A 12,952-nucleotide genomic window follows, 5' to 3' on the forward strand; every position below is an offset into this window, starting at 1 on the left:
CCGGATCAGGCCTCATACTCATGGCATGGCCCTGAAGCAGCCGGCAGCCGTTCACCCGTAGCCATGACCACACAGTCGTCATCGAGAGACGCGCCAATGTGCAGGAACCCGCAACGAATTCCCATGACCACGGCCTGGGTACGATCGGATGCCCCGATCTTCGCGAAGACGGCGGACAGGTGATTCTTCACCGTCTTCTCGGAAATGCCGAGCTCCTTCGCCACCTGACGATTCGCATTTCCCTGCGCGATGAGCACGAGAATCTCCCGTTCGCGGTTCGTCAGCAGCGCGAGCGCCTCCCGTGCCTCCACCAGCCCCTCGGAGGAACCCGGGTGGGCGGGGGCGGCGCGAAGGCTCTTGTGCAGCTGCTCCTGCGCTTCGAGGGCGCCCCTCATCTCGTCGAGCGCCTGCTGCGCCCTGGTGACGATCTCGGCGAGGGCCGCCGCCGGCTGTGCCACCGCTCCACAGAACGGGCACGGCTGATGGGCTCTCACCGCCACGGCCGGACCGTGCGCGACATGCGACATCAGATGGACTCCCTGCACCGAAGTGGACGAACTGGATCGCTCTTCTCCTCAAGTGCCCCGGGGCGGTTCGGCGCCCCGGTACGAGGGGTCAGGAAGGCAGCCGTGCGTGAATCGCCACGGTCTTGCACCGCGTGTACTCGCGCAGCGCCTCCAGCCCCTTCTCCACTCCCACCCCGGAGCGGCGATAGCCGCCGAACGGCAGCTCGACCCCTCCGGCCGCGCTGTAGTTGTTCACGAACACCTGCCCCACCCGCAACCGCTGGGCGAGCCAGTGGGCGGCGGTCACATCCCGCGTCCAGATACCGGCGGCCAGGCCGTACGTGGTGTGTTCGGCGAGTGCGACCGCCTCGTCCATCGAGTCGAACACGGAGACGCACAGGACCGGGCCGAAGATCTCCTCGTTGAAGACCCGGTGCTCCGGGGTCACCCGATCGAGGAGGGTCGGTTCCACGTAGAAGCCGTCGGCGAACGCCTCTCCCCCGGGTACGCCGCCGCCGGCGCGGACCTCGATGGAGCTGTCGGAGACCTCGGACAGATACCCCAGGACCCTGTCGCGCTGCTTCGCCGAGATGAGGGGGCCCATGTCCGGGTCGTCGAGACCCGGGCCGAGGCGCAGCGAACGGAACCTCTCGGCGAGCGCGGCCACCAGCTCGTCGTGGACGGAGCGGTGGACGAGCAGCCTGCTCCCGGCCGAGCAGTTCTGTCCCGCGTGCTCGGTGATCGACTCCACGATCTGCGGCACCGCCGACGCGGCGTCGTAGTCGGGGAACACGAGGTGCGGCGACTTCCCGCCCAGTTCCAGCGTGACCGGCACGATGTTCCGGGCCGCCGCCGTCATCACGGCCTCGCCCGCCTCCCGCGAGCCGGTGAAGGCGAGGCGGTCCACGTCGGGATGAGCGGCCAGCGCGGCTCCCGCTTCGTCCCCGTATCCCGGGACGACGTTCAGGGCCCCTGCCGGGAGACCCGCCTCCTCGGCGATCCCGGCCAGGCGGAGCGAGGTCAGGGGCGCGTCCTCGGCCGGCTTGAGGACGCAGCAGTTGCCGGCCGCGAGGGCCGGCGCCAAGGTTCGCGCGGCGATCTGCAGCGGGTAGTTCCAGGGGATGATGTGCCCGCACACACCGTAGGGTTCCCGCAGCGTGAACGCGAGGCGGTCGGGCCGCTGCTGGATCGTCTCCCCGCCCAGGGCCTCCAGGGCGTTGGCGTAGAACTCGAAGTACCGGGCGGCGATGCCGGCGTCGGCCAGCGACTGACCGAGCGGCTTGCCCGTGTCGAGTGTCTCCAGGCGGGCCAGCTCCTGGCGCCGGGCGCGCAGGCCCCCGGCGATGCGGTGGCAGACAGCGGAGCGCTCCACCGGCGAGGTGAACCGCCAGGTCGTCTCGTAGGTGTGCCTGGCGGCCTCCACCGCCGCCCGGACCTCGGCCGGGCCACAGCGGGCGACACGCGCGAAGGGCCGGGCGGTCGCCGGGTCGACGACGTCGATCCAGCGCGCCGTCGGGACCTTCCTCCCCGCGATGACGGCCGAGTGCTCGGGCAACTCTGCTTCGCTCGCGTGCCTCATCCAGCTCCTTGCGTGGTGGGAAGCACTGCTTCGGTGTCAGCCGGTCATCGAGCCGGCGAGCACCCTGTGGAGATCGGCCGGGGCGACGTCGCGCGGACAGCACACCAGCAGACGCCGCTGCTTGAGTGCTCCGGCGACGAGTTCGGGCAGGTCCTTCGCGGTGTAGCCGAAGTCCCCCAGCCCGGCAGGCCCTCCGGTGTCCGCCACGATGCTCCGCAAAGTGGCCGGAAGGACGTCCGAGCCGTTGGCACCGGTCACCCCGTCGAGATTCGCCCCCAGCAACTCGGCCGCCCTCAAGTGCCTTTCGGGAGCGGTCGGATACGTGAACTCGAAGGCGGCGGCGGCCGTGGAGACGACCGCGGCTCCGTGCGGCACCATCGCGTGCTCGACCTCGTAACCCCGCGGCCGGTACTCGCGGACCAGCCCGGCCACCGGATAGGCGCAGGCATGCGGAATATGGGTGCCGGCGTTGCCGAACCCCATCCCCGCGAAGCTCGCGGCCCTGCTCATTCCGGTACGCGCCTCCAGATCGTCCGGGTTGAGCACCGCCCGCCTGAGGTAGCGTCCCACCAAGCTCAACGCCTGCTCCGCCCAGACATCGCTGATCGGGTTGGCGCCGATGTACAGGGGGCGGTCCTCGGGAGTCGCGTACGCGGGCCGCCGGTCGAAGGCCCGCGCCGTGTACGACTCGCAGGCGTGCGTCAGGACGTCGTACCCCGAGGCCGCGGTGACCGCCGGCGGCAGGGACAGGGTGTTCGCCGGGTCGACCAGTGCCAGCGCGGGGAGCAGCCGCGGATCGCTGATCCCCGTCTTCACGTTCAGGCCCGTCACGCCGAGCGCGACCATGGCGGTGCACTCGCTGCCGCTGCCGGCCGTCGTGGGCACGGCCACCAGTGGTTTGAGGGGGCCGGGGACCGGGGCTCCGGCCCCGATCGGCGCGTTCAGGTAGTCGCGTACCGGGCGGCCGGGATGGCTGAGCAGCAGATTCAGCATCTTGGCGGTGTCGATCGAGCTGCCGCCACCGAGACCCACGTAGCCGTCCACCTGGAGGGACGCGAGCTCGCGGGCCGCCTCGGCGCAGCTCTCGTCGGTGGGCTCCACGCGGGCCCGGTCGAAGACCGTGACCTCGATCCCCTCCTGCTCGATCGACTTGGCGACTCGCGCGGGCAGTCCGAGAGAGGCGAGAACGGGGTCGGTCACCAGCAGCACCGAGGTGATCCCCGCGCTGCGCACCGCGAAGCCGATCTCCCGGGTGGCGCCGACACCGAATTTCAGCGACGGAGCCCGCCAGTCGATTATCCGTTCCCGTTCGGGTACTGCTTCACCGCCCCAACCGGATAACATCATTTGCCCCCTCTGTTTTCATGGAATGAATCGAGAAGTGCGACTGAATACAGTAAGGGAACAGCGGCGCGCCGCCTGCGGCGAACACGGCCTCATGAACGGTATCGCCGTTCATATCTGCGCGGCTGCCGGATGCGGCCTCATATTAGCCAGCCGTTTTCCGCGCAGCCATAGGACCGGAGTCCTATGGCTGAATCGGTCAGTCCTGCCGCGGTGAACCCGGTGCTCCCACTGCCCCCTCGCGCGGCGGACGACCGCGAACCGGCAGCGCTCATGGTGCGGAGACTCGGGGTATCGCGCCTCCGGGACGGTGTCCGACCTGGTAGTCAACAGGTCCCGCGGGTTTTCGCGCCGCTGTCCCCCGACCGCGTCCGAGGCCCGAGGCTTCGCGACGGCACCTCTGCGACAGGAACCAGTTCAAGCCTCAGGGGCGCCCGCCCGCCTCCCGGAGACGGCCGGGGGCGGCGGGGTTGTCCCGGTAGGCGGGGGGTCGGTGGCGGTAATTCCCGGTTGCTTGTCCGTGCTCACACTGTTGGCGTTGCGAACCCTTCCGCACAGTGAGTCGCATGGCACAGGACAACGCGACGAAACCGTCGAGCGGGGCCGGGAAACAGCACGCCGGAGTACGGCAGGTCTGGCGAGAGTCACCGGCAGCGGTGAAGTCCCTGCTGGCCGGCACGATGATCAATCGGCTCGGCGGCTTCGTACAGGTATTCATGGTGCTGTACCTGACCCAGCGCGGATTCTCCGACGCCCAGGCCGGTGCGGCCCTCGGTGTGTACGGCGCGGGCGCCGTGGTCGGGACCCTGGTCGGGGGCTGGATGTCCGACCGGCTCGGACCGCGGCTGACGATCGTGTCCACCCTGGTGGGCTCGGCGGTGCTGCTGCCCTGCGTTCTCTATCTGGACGACTACGCGGCCATCCTCGCCGTCATCGCCATCAGCGGTGCGGCGAGTCTGGCCTATCAGCCGGCCTCCACCAGCATGATCAGCAACCTCACCCCGCCGGAACGCCACATGATGATCTTCGCCATGGGGCGGCTGGCGATCAACCTCGGCAGCACGATCGCGCCCCTGCTGGGCGCCGCGCTCGTCAAGATCTCCTGGGACTTCCTGTTCTGGGGGGAAGCGCTCGCCGTGGTGGTCTTCTCCGCGGTCGCCGCGACCACCCTGCCGCGCGGCACGGCTGCGGGCCCGACGGGGGACTCCACGGGAGACGGAGCGGGGGGCGGCGGGAAGAAGGCCCCGAAGGCCTCCTATCTGGCGGTACTGGCCGACCGCCGGTATCTGCTGTTCCTGCTCGCCATGTTCGTCAGTTCCATCATCTACATCCAGCACATCGCGGCCCTGCCGTTGACCGTGAAGCACCTCGGGCTGGGGATCGAGGTCTACGCGGCGATGATCGCGCTGAACGGCCTGCTGGTCATCACCTGTGAACTCCTCGTCGCCAAGGTGGTGCAGCGCTGGGCGATGCGCACGGCGGTGATCCTGGGTGTGCTGCTGACCGGCATCGGAATGAGCATGTACGCCCTGCCCTGGGGCGTGGCCGCGCTGGTGATCGCCACCCTCGTCTGGTCGCTCGGGGAGATCATCGGCTATCCGTCCCTGTTCTTCGCCTATCCCGCCCAGGCGGGCCCTCCCGGGCTGCGGGGACGCTATCTGGGAGCTTCGAACGCGCTGTACGGACTCGGCAGCGCGATCGGTCCGTTCATCGGCGTGATGATCTGGAATCGCTTCGAGGAGGGGCTGTGGATCGCCTGCGGGGTGGTGGGCCTCATCGCGGGGGCCGCCGCCTGGGGCGGTGTGCGCCCGGCCACCGCGGCGGACGAGGCCGGGAAGGACGGGCTCGGTGACGCCGGAGCAGCCGACGCCGAGGTCCGGGCTGGGCCCTGAGCGGCCGCCCGTGGAGCGGCGTGGACACGCCCGACGGTCCGACGGACCAACGGGCCAACGGGCCAACGGGCCAGCAGCGGGACCCATCGTAGAAGGGACGTAAGATGCCACGCCATGTAATCCTGGTCGATCCTTATTCCGAGGCTGCCGAGTACGCACACGCCTTTCGGGAGCGGGGCGTCGAATCGGTGGCCGTGCTGAGCACGCCGGCGCCGCTGAAGTCGTATCTGCACGGCTGGAAACCCGAGACGTTCGCCGCGACGCACTTCCATGACGGTGACTTCGCCAAGCTCACACGGATCGTGCGCGGCTACGACCCGGTCGCCGTCATCCCGGGCAACGAGCACGCGGTCAGACTCGTGGACGCGCTGATCGAGGAGCTGGCACCGGGGACGGGAAACGCCCCCGAGCTCTCCGCGGCGCGGCGGGACAAGTGGCCCATGGCCCAGGCCGTGGCGAAGGCAGGCATTCCGCACCTCCGTACGTTCGCCGCCGAGACCGAGGAGGAGGCGGCCGACTGGTTGCGGGAGACCGGCCTGGAAGGCCGGGCGCTGGTGCTCAAGCCCCGGTGCAGCGGAGGAACCGACGGGGTGCACAAGGTGGAGGCCGGCGATGACTGGCGGCCGGCGTTCCGGCGGCTGCTGGGCTCCGTCAACATGTTCGACCTGACCAACGACAGCATTCTGCTCCAGGAGTTCGCGGCGGGGACCGAGTTCGTCGTGGACACCTACTCCGTCGACGGGGAGCTCGGCCTCTCGGCCGTGGTCCGCTACAGCAAGTCGTCCCGGGGGGATCGCATCGGGGTCTACGACGCGGAGGACTACCTCCTGCCCGGTGATCCGCTGGTCGGCGTACTGGAGTCGTACACACGGAAGGTCGCCCGGGCGGTCGGCGTCCGCACGGGATGCACGCACACCGAGATCATGCTGACAGAGGACGGTCCCCGGCTGATCGAGATCGCGGCACGCCTCGACGGGGGCTGTGCGCAGCAGGCCGCACGGCTCGCGACCGGGGACTCCCAGATCGACCGCGCGGTACGGCATCACCTGGACTCCGTCTTCGTCCCCGGGTTCGAGATCGTGCGGCCCACCCGGGTGGCCTGGCTCTCCGCGGCGAACAGCGGCACCATGCGCAACGCGGAGGTGCTCGACGCGATGCGCGAGCTGACCTCGTTCCAGAAGCTGGGCTGTCGCTACCCCAACGGTTCCCGGGTACCGAAGACCGAGGACCTCTTCACCACTCTGGGCTGGGTGCTCCTCTCCGCCCCGGACCAGGAGGTGCTCGATCAGGACACCCAGCAGGTGCGGGAGATCGAGGCCAAGGTGGTCATCGACCCGTCGGCTCCGTGACGCCGACCGTGGTGCCGTGAGACCGGTGGCGCCCTGACAGCGGTCCCGCGGCGGCTCGTTCCGCGCGCCTCCCCGGCGGGGCGCGGAACGAGACGCACGAGCTACCCGCGCTCGCCGGCCGCGAGGCCGACGCGGGCCTGGTCGAAGACCTCGCGGGCCCGGTCGAGCACCTGCTCGCACCAACGGGCGTCGTCCGTGGGGCAGAAGGCGTCGCGGATCAGCCGCTTGCGGTCCGAGCGGACGGCCTCGGCCGGCGGAGAGCGCCGGTGCAGTCCGGTGTCGGCGCAGAGCGCCAGGAGCACCGCGGGGCCTGGCTGGGTGCCGAACTCCAGCGTGATCGCGGTGAGCCGGCCGTCCGCGCCCAGGCCGTCCGCCACCGCCGTGGCCGTGTTGCCCACGATCGGCGTGGAGGAGGACGTGCCGTGCTCCGACGCGGTGAGGGCGTCGCCGTACCAACGGCGTGCCCGCTGGTGGGCGTCGGCGTCCGGACCGCCGCGGAAGATGGGTTCGCCCACCCCGCGCTCGCCCAGTCCGGTGTGCAGGTCGATGTAGCCGATGTCGGCGGCGCCGGTGATCTGCTCGGCCACCACGGTCCGGAACACCTGCCGGGACCAGGCCGGCGCGTCTCCACCGTAGAACAGCCCGTCGGGGTGGCGGTACTGGCCCCGCGTGACCGCCTCCTGCAGCCGCTCCGGGCCGAGCTTCCCCCGGAGCTCCGTGAGAGCGGCCATCAGCTCGGCGTCGTCGGCGGCCCCCACCAGGGTGCCGTGCACGGCGTCGTAGGCGTTGTTGTGGGGCGGGGCGTCGTGGTCGACGAAGTTGCGGTTGACGTCGACGTTGTCCTCGTTGACCCGCCGCAGGTAGGCGAAGCCGTAGGGGTTGAGGGCGTGGACGAGCAGCACACCGGTCGTGGGCCCGGCGGCCGCCCTCGCGACGCCTTCCCGCAACAGGATCCCGGTCTGGCAGGCCGAACCGGCGAAGCCCTCGATCCCGTGGGTCCCGGATACGGTCACCAGGAGCTCGACCGGGTCGGGTGGCCCCAGGTAGGCGGTGTCGACGCAGAGCTCGCCGCCGTCGGGCCCCCGGTGTCCGGGCAGGGTGAAGGTTCTCAGGCGCGCTCCGGCCTCCTCGGCGGCGCCCAGGAAGCCGGAGCGGGCCCGGGAGTAGTCGAGGGGAAATGTCGCTGCCATGCTGCCTCGCGTTCTCGGGGGGTCACTGAGGTCGGTCGCGGGCGACGGCCCCGGACCCCGGCAGGTTCTGCCGGGGTCCGGGTGGCCGTGCGTCAGCTCCGTACGAGGGGCGACGGCACGCCCAGGGCCGTGAGGATCGAGCCTGCCGCCGCCCGGGTGGGCACGTGCAGCATGCAGAGGACCCGGTCACCTGGTTCGGTGTGGTCGGCGAAGTACCGGTTGGCCTCGGGGACATGGCTCAGCGGCCGTTCCCGGTAGAGGTCGAGAGGACGGCCGATGCCCGCGATGACCCCGCGCGCCGGGTCGAACACGGCCCGGGGAGCGAGGGCGGCGGCCACCTCGGCCGCCAGCGCGGACCGGCTGACGTCCCTGCCCGAGAGATCCGGGTACAGGGCGGTGTCCGGATGGCCGCTGAACGCCGACATCGCGCAGTGCACCACGGGGTTGTACGTCTTGAGCGCGATGACCTCGGGGAACGGGCGGCCCTCGGCGAGCAGCCGCGCGAAGTGCAGCGCCCAGCTCTCCTTGAACACCGTGCCGTTGCGGTAGGCGTCACCCACGAACTGGATCATGGTGTGCAGACAGGGCCGTCCCGACGGGATCTCCACCCAGCGCGAGGTGAGCAGGGTGACGACCCGGTCGTGCTCGCGGTCCACCCCGACGACGATGTGGTCGGCCTCGGTCAGCATCTCGCGGCGGAGCGTGAACAGCTGCCGGGCGCGCAGTCCCGGCATGGCGAGGACCAGGCCGTCCACGATGCGTTTCTCGGTGTCGGCCGGCAGGAGCCGGCCGGGCGGCAGGGCCAGGAGCTCCACCCCCCGCCGCCCGTCGGGCCGCCCGATGCGGTCTTCGGTCACCTCTTCCCGCTCAGCCCTCGGTCGCCGTGGGCAGCGGGATCTGTGCGTCGCTCCTGCCGAGGACGGTGAGCTGGTGCAGTTCCACGAAGTACAGCTTCCACAGCCAGTAGACGTGTTCGAGGTGCTCGACGACCTTTCGCTCGTCGGCGTCCGACGCGATCAGCGTGGACAGCACCCGCCACACGAAGTCGTCGTGGTCGTCGTCGAGGTCGGTGTTGACGTGGGCGCGGGCGCCCTTGACGTGCTCCTCGCCGAGGACGTCGCCCAGGTTGTCCAGCCACTCGGGCTGGGTCCGTGTGGTGACGTACTCCACGAAGTACACGCTGGTGATCAGCGCCAGCGGGCTGTCCTCGAACTCCATTCCGTACTGCAGGTATCCGGTGAGCAGTTTGGTGGAGAGCAGCGGCTCCGTGGAGTAGATCTGGTCCTTGGTGACCCCGACCTTGGCGAGGTCGGCGGCGAACAGCCGGTCGTGCAGCATCTCGTCGTCGGTGTAGTGCGCCCATGCCTTGGCCTGTACCGGGTCCACCTTGGTGAAGTACTTGATGGCCAGCGCGTCCACGGTCCGCTTGCGGCGGAGCCGCAGGATCGTCTCGATGTTGTGGCGCTTGTAGTAGTCGAGATTCAGCTCGGACGCGTTCCTCTGGTGCTGGGCGTAGGGGACCGTCTCGTAGAAGTCCTTGATGAAGGTGTCGAGTATCGCGTCGACCTTCGTGCGCAGTTCGGTCGTCATGGCGTGCTTCCCTTCTTGGGGTCAGTGACAGCCGCAACCGGCGCTGGAAACGCGCCGCATCCTGCCGCGGGGGGTCGCTTTCCGGGCGCCGAGGACAGGGGTCCCGTCCGATGTCACCAGGGAGCTGCGAGGGCACAGGAAGGCCAGGGCGAAGCGCGTGGCCGGCGTGATCCCCAGCCCGATGTTCACCACGCCGTCGGTCGAGCCGTACACCTCGTTGGGGCCGCAGTTCGCCGGAATGATCTCCGTGGTGGTGTTGATGCCGAAGCCGAGTTCCCAGATGACGCGGTAGCGCGGGTCGTCGGTGAGGAGCTTCTCCAGCTCCGTGGCGACCGGCGTCGCGGCGGGCGTCCCCGGGGAGAGCGCCTCGATCCTTCCGGCGGCGACGCGCAGCGTCACGGGGTGGGAGACGAGCGGCGCGAGCGCCGCGAACAGCCGTTGCTGGTCCTCGCCGTCGGCCGGGTCCTCGTGGCGGTGCACGACCGGCCATCCGCGCAGGGTCAGGTCCCCGTTCAGGCCGAGCAGCCGGGCCTCCGGTGCGAAGGTGGTGATCTCCGCGGCGGTGACGCTGAGCTTGCCCGAGGGGAAGATCTGCTGATCGCCCGGTTCCAGAACACCCGCCTGCTGGTTCCAGACGCAGTCCCCGACCGTGTGGTCGAATTCCGCCTCGGTACCGGAGTCGTCGTCGACGATCGTCAGCCGGTCGCTGCCGCCGACCAGGTCGAAGAACTCCTCGGCCACCCGGCTGTGCCGCGCGACGTCGGTGCGGGCAGCGGTACGCAGGAGGTACCGGACGTGTTCGCCGGTCAGCGGCGTGGACCCGGCCGGCAGCACGGCCAGCTTGCGCCCGCCCAGTTCCCGCTCGGTCGGCGAGTCGAGGAACCGCCCGGGGCAGACCGCCAGCACGTGAGCGTCCGCGGGGACGTCCCGGGCGATCAGCTCGCCCAGGCGTGTGCCGGGCGGAAGGGTCAGGTGGAGTACGTGCGAATATCCCTCGCCGGAAATCGGGGAAAGTATCTCGCCGTACTGTTCGCCGTGCGGTTCCCCCGTGATCAGGCAGAACGTCCCGACCGGCTCACCGAACTGCTCGAAGTCCTTGGTCGTGATTTCCAGCGGCGACACGGGAGCCCTCCCTAGGACATGATGGGGTACCCCGGGGCGGGGCATGTGACATGCCCCGCCCCGGGTCGGCGATCAGCCCAGGAGCGTGCCCAGGTAGTTACGGTTCTTCTGCACCTTGATCTTCTTCATGACGAGTCACCTCCTGTTTGTTTTATTTCCTTGCGTTCACCCCGGGGGGAAGGGATTCGTACATCCGCTATGCGGAGACGATCCTCTCCACCGTGGGGTGGTCCGGGTGGCCGATCACCGCGACTCCATTGCTGGTCAGCACGCGGGTGTCGGGCAGGATGATGTCCAGGTGGTACTGGGTGTACGGCGTGAGTCCGAGGCCGACGTGCAGGCACCCCTCGTCTCCGCCGTACACCTCGTTCATGGCGTGGTTGCCGGGCAGGATGTCGTGGGAGGTGTTGAGGGCGTGCCCGATCTCCCACACGATGCGGTAGCGGGAGTCCACGGCGAACATCTGCTCCAGCATCGCCACGGCCGGCGCCGCACCGGCGTCCAGGGCCTCCAGGCGTCTGATCCTGCCGTCCTCGACGGTGGCCTTGATCGCACTGTCGTGCATCGCCCAGAGCTGGGCATGGATGCGAGCCTGGTCCGCCCGGGAGAAGGAGGGGGTGCCACTGTGCAGGATCGGGTAGCCGCGCAGCGTGATCTCGCCCTCCAGCGGCAGTTTCAGGGCCTCGTCGAACTCCCTGATCTCCACCGGCAGCACACTGATCTCGCCGGAGGGGACGATCTGCTGGTCGCCCCAGTCCAGCGGTCCGGCCTGCTGGTTCCACACCAGGCCGTCGCGCAGGTGGTCGAGGGTGGCACGGGTCCCGTGGACGGTATCGACGTACGCCAGGTGTTCCGCGTCCTCGGCGAGCTCGAAGAAGGTGTCGCAGAACGCGGCCTGGTCGGCCGCCGAGGTCCGCTCCATCACACCGAGGAAGTGACGGATCTCCTCAGCGGTGGTGGGCGTCGAGTTGCACGCCATTCCCATGATCTTCCGCTGCCCGACCAGATCGGGATCCGGTGACTCGAAGAATCTTCCCGGCGAGATCACCAGCACGTGAGCCGGCTCCGGAATCTGCTTGTCGAGGATGTCCTCGAAGTGATCTCCGGCATCCATCGTGATGGTGAGGAATTCTCGGTAGGAAGCAGTTCCGGCGACTTCCAGCTGACCCACCAGATCAGAATTCGTGATCAGGCAGAAGGAACTACCAGTGGCTTCACCGAATTGGCTGAAGCGGCTGGGATCAATGGTTATCCGTGCGGACACGATCACTCCCGTCTCGGCTTCCGGCTATTCCCTCGCCGTGGTCACCAATATGTCGTGCGGAAAGGTGGACGGGCTATAGGAAGATGGTCCCGCTCCGGGCCCCGCCGCCAGGGGCGGACCCGGGAGCGGCCGCGTCACGGCTGGGCCGGGTCCCGCGGAGCCGGCGCTAGGTCCTGGACGAGAAGGCCGATCCCTGATCGCCCGCAGCTCGCCGGGGGCCGCACGGCGCACCCCCCGGACCAGGAACGGTCACCCCCGCGGGACAGCGCTGCCAGGACGTCCACGACACCGTCCGCGCGTAGATGCCAGACTGCCACGACCGCCCGCCCCGACCGCGAGGAGTCGCCCGTCCGATGAACAGCACCGAATTGGGCGATCTGTGGGATCGCGTCACCGGAACCCAGTCCGCTCCCGAGCAGTGGCTGGTGGTGGTGACGGCCACCTTGGCGCTCATCGCCGTCGTGCCGAATCCGATATGGCGGCTCGCGCGCAACACCATCACCATCGCGCACGAGGGCGGTCACGGTCTGGTGGCGCTGCTCACCGGGCGGCAGCTCTCCGGCATCCGCCTGCACTCGGACACGAGCGGCCTGACCGTGAGCCGCGGCAAGCCGACGGGGATCGGCATGATCCTCACGGCGGCAGCCGGCTACACGGCCCCCTCGCTCCTGGGCCTGGGCGGTGCCTGGCTGCTGACCAACGGCAGGATCACCCTCCTGCTGTGGGTGGCGACGGCCCTGCTCGCGGTGATGCTGGTGATGATCCGCAATGTGTACGGGGCCCTCACCGTCATCCTGACCGGCACCGCGTTCCTGCTGGTGTCCTGGCTGGCCTCCTCGGACGTCCAGTCGGCGTTCGCGTACGCGGTGGTGTGGTTCCTGCTGCTGGGCGGCGTACGGCCGCCGTTCGAGCTCCAGTCCAAGCGGCGCCACGGCGGCGCCCCGGACTCCGACGCGGACCAGCTGGCCCGGCTGACCCACGCCCCGGCGGTGCTGTGGCTGTTCCTCTTCCACGCGGTGTCGCTGTGCTCGCTGATCGGCGGCGGGCGGTGGCTGCTGGGGCGGTGAGGGCGGGTTGGGCCGCAGCGGTCCGCACCACTCCTTCACTACGGGACGG

11 protein-coding genes are annotated in these 12,952 nt (G+C 69.7%); 3 read left to right on the forward strand and 8 right to left on the reverse strand.

The window, feature by feature from the left end; genetic code table 11:
* Positions 1–5: 5 nt before the first annotated feature.
* From AB0F29_RS31190 to AB0F29_RS31200, 3 genes are all read right to left on the reverse strand, one after another.
* A complete protein-coding gene (locus AB0F29_RS31190) occupies positions 6–527 on the reverse strand; it encodes a LuxR C-terminal-related transcriptional regulator (RefSeq protein ID WP_361879060.1) in 522 nt (173 codons plus the stop codon).
* An 88-nt stretch (positions 528–615) separates the two neighbouring features.
* Complete coding sequence (locus tag AB0F29_RS31195; RefSeq protein WP_361879062.1) at positions 616–2,085, reverse strand: aldehyde dehydrogenase family protein; 1,470 nt, start codon at positions 2,083–2,085, stop codon at positions 616–618.
* Between the two features lie 36 nt (positions 2,086–2,121).
* A complete protein-coding gene (locus AB0F29_RS31200; RefSeq protein ID WP_361879065.1) occupies positions 2,122–3,432 on the reverse strand; it encodes a hydroxyacid-oxoacid transhydrogenase in 1,311 nt (436 codons plus the stop codon).
* A 563-nt stretch (positions 3,433–3,995) separates the two neighbouring features.
* Between AB0F29_RS31200 and AB0F29_RS31205 the strand changes: the two genes are divergently transcribed.
* Both AB0F29_RS31205 and AB0F29_RS31210 read left to right on the forward strand, forming a co-directional pair.
* Positions 3,996–5,321 (forward strand): MFS transporter, encoded by a 1,326-nt coding sequence (locus tag AB0F29_RS31205; protein ID WP_361879068.1) that lies wholly within the window; start codon positions 3,996–3,998, stop codon positions 5,319–5,321.
* A gap of 104 nt (positions 5,322–5,425) precedes the next feature.
* On the forward strand, positions 5,426–6,670 hold the full coding sequence (locus AB0F29_RS31210; RefSeq protein ID WP_361879071.1) for an ATP-grasp domain-containing protein: 1,245 nt from the start codon (positions 5,426–5,428) through the stop codon (positions 6,668–6,670).
* 101 nt (positions 6,671–6,771) lie between these two features.
* Here the strand turns inward: AB0F29_RS31210 and AB0F29_RS31215 are convergent, their stop codons facing one another.
* The 5 genes from AB0F29_RS31215 to AB0F29_RS31235 all read right to left on the reverse strand — a co-directional run bounded on the left by AB0F29_RS31215 (position 6,772) and on the right by AB0F29_RS31235 (position 11,743).
* Complete coding sequence (locus tag AB0F29_RS31215; RefSeq protein WP_361879074.1) at positions 6,772–7,860, reverse strand: M14 family metallopeptidase; 1,089 nt, start codon at positions 7,858–7,860, stop codon at positions 6,772–6,774.
* A gap of 92 nt (positions 7,861–7,952) precedes the next feature.
* The gene (locus AB0F29_RS31220; protein WP_361879077.1) at positions 7,953–8,717 is read right to left on the reverse strand and encodes a hypothetical protein; all 765 of its coding nucleotides are present in this window, start codon (positions 8,715–8,717) and stop codon (positions 7,953–7,955) included.
* 10 nt (positions 8,718–8,727) lie between these two features.
* Positions 8,728–9,450: a hypothetical protein gene (locus tag AB0F29_RS31225; RefSeq protein ID WP_361879080.1), complete on the reverse strand. Its 723-nt coding sequence runs from the start codon at positions 9,448–9,450 to the stop codon at positions 8,728–8,730.
* A 21-nt stretch (positions 9,451–9,471) separates the two neighbouring features.
* Positions 9,472–10,572, reverse strand: a complete 1,101-nt coding sequence (locus AB0F29_RS31230) for a hypothetical protein (protein ID WP_361879083.1) — start codon at positions 10,570–10,572, stop codon at positions 9,472–9,474.
* Positions 10,573–10,768: 196 nt separating this feature from the next.
* The gene (locus AB0F29_RS31235) at positions 10,769–11,743 is read right to left on the reverse strand and encodes a hypothetical protein (RefSeq protein WP_361879085.1); all 975 of its coding nucleotides are present in this window, start codon (positions 11,741–11,743) and stop codon (positions 10,769–10,771) included.
* A 446-nt stretch (positions 11,744–12,189) separates the two neighbouring features.
* Here AB0F29_RS31235 and AB0F29_RS31240 point away from each other — a divergent pair, with 446 nt between their 5' ends.
* Complete coding sequence (locus tag AB0F29_RS31240; RefSeq protein ID WP_361879088.1) at positions 12,190–12,903, forward strand: M50 family metallopeptidase; 714 nt, start codon at positions 12,190–12,192, stop codon at positions 12,901–12,903.
* The last annotated feature ends 49 nt before the right edge of the window (positions 12,904–12,952 follow it).

Source organism: Streptomyces sp. NPDC026589 (assembly GCF_040638385.1).
Lineage (GTDB): Bacteria > Actinomycetota > Actinomycetes > Streptomycetales > Streptomycetaceae > Streptomyces.

What these genes read in the sequence shown, in the direction of transcription:
- AB0F29_RS31190 (WP_361879060.1), bottom strand. Translation starts at nt 527, where the DNA reads ATGTCGCATGTCGCGCACGGTCCGGCCGTGGCGGTGAGAGCCCATCAG.
- AB0F29_RS31195 (WP_361879062.1), bottom strand. Translation starts at nt 2,085, where the DNA reads ATGAGGCACGCGAGCGAAGCAGAGTTGCCCGAGCACTCGGCCGTCATC.
- AB0F29_RS31200 (WP_361879065.1), bottom strand. Translation starts at nt 3,432, where the DNA reads ATGATGTTATCCGGTTGGGGCGGTGAAGCAGTACCCGAACGGGAACGG.
- AB0F29_RS31205 (WP_361879068.1), top strand. Translation starts at nt 3,996, where the DNA reads ATGGCACAGGACAACGCGACGAAACCGTCGAGCGGGGCCGGGAAACAG.
- AB0F29_RS31210 (WP_361879071.1), top strand. Translation starts at nt 5,426, where the DNA reads ATGCCACGCCATGTAATCCTGGTCGATCCTTATTCCGAGGCTGCCGAG.
- AB0F29_RS31215 (WP_361879074.1), bottom strand. Translation starts at nt 7,860, where the DNA reads ATGGCAGCGACATTTCCCCTCGACTACTCCCGGGCCCGCTCCGGCTTC.
- AB0F29_RS31225 (WP_361879080.1), bottom strand. Translation starts at nt 9,450, where the DNA reads ATGACGACCGAACTGCGCACGAAGGTCGACGCGATACTCGACACCTTC.
- AB0F29_RS31240 (WP_361879088.1), top strand. Translation starts at nt 12,190, where the DNA reads ATGAACAGCACCGAATTGGGCGATCTGTGGGATCGCGTCACCGGAACC.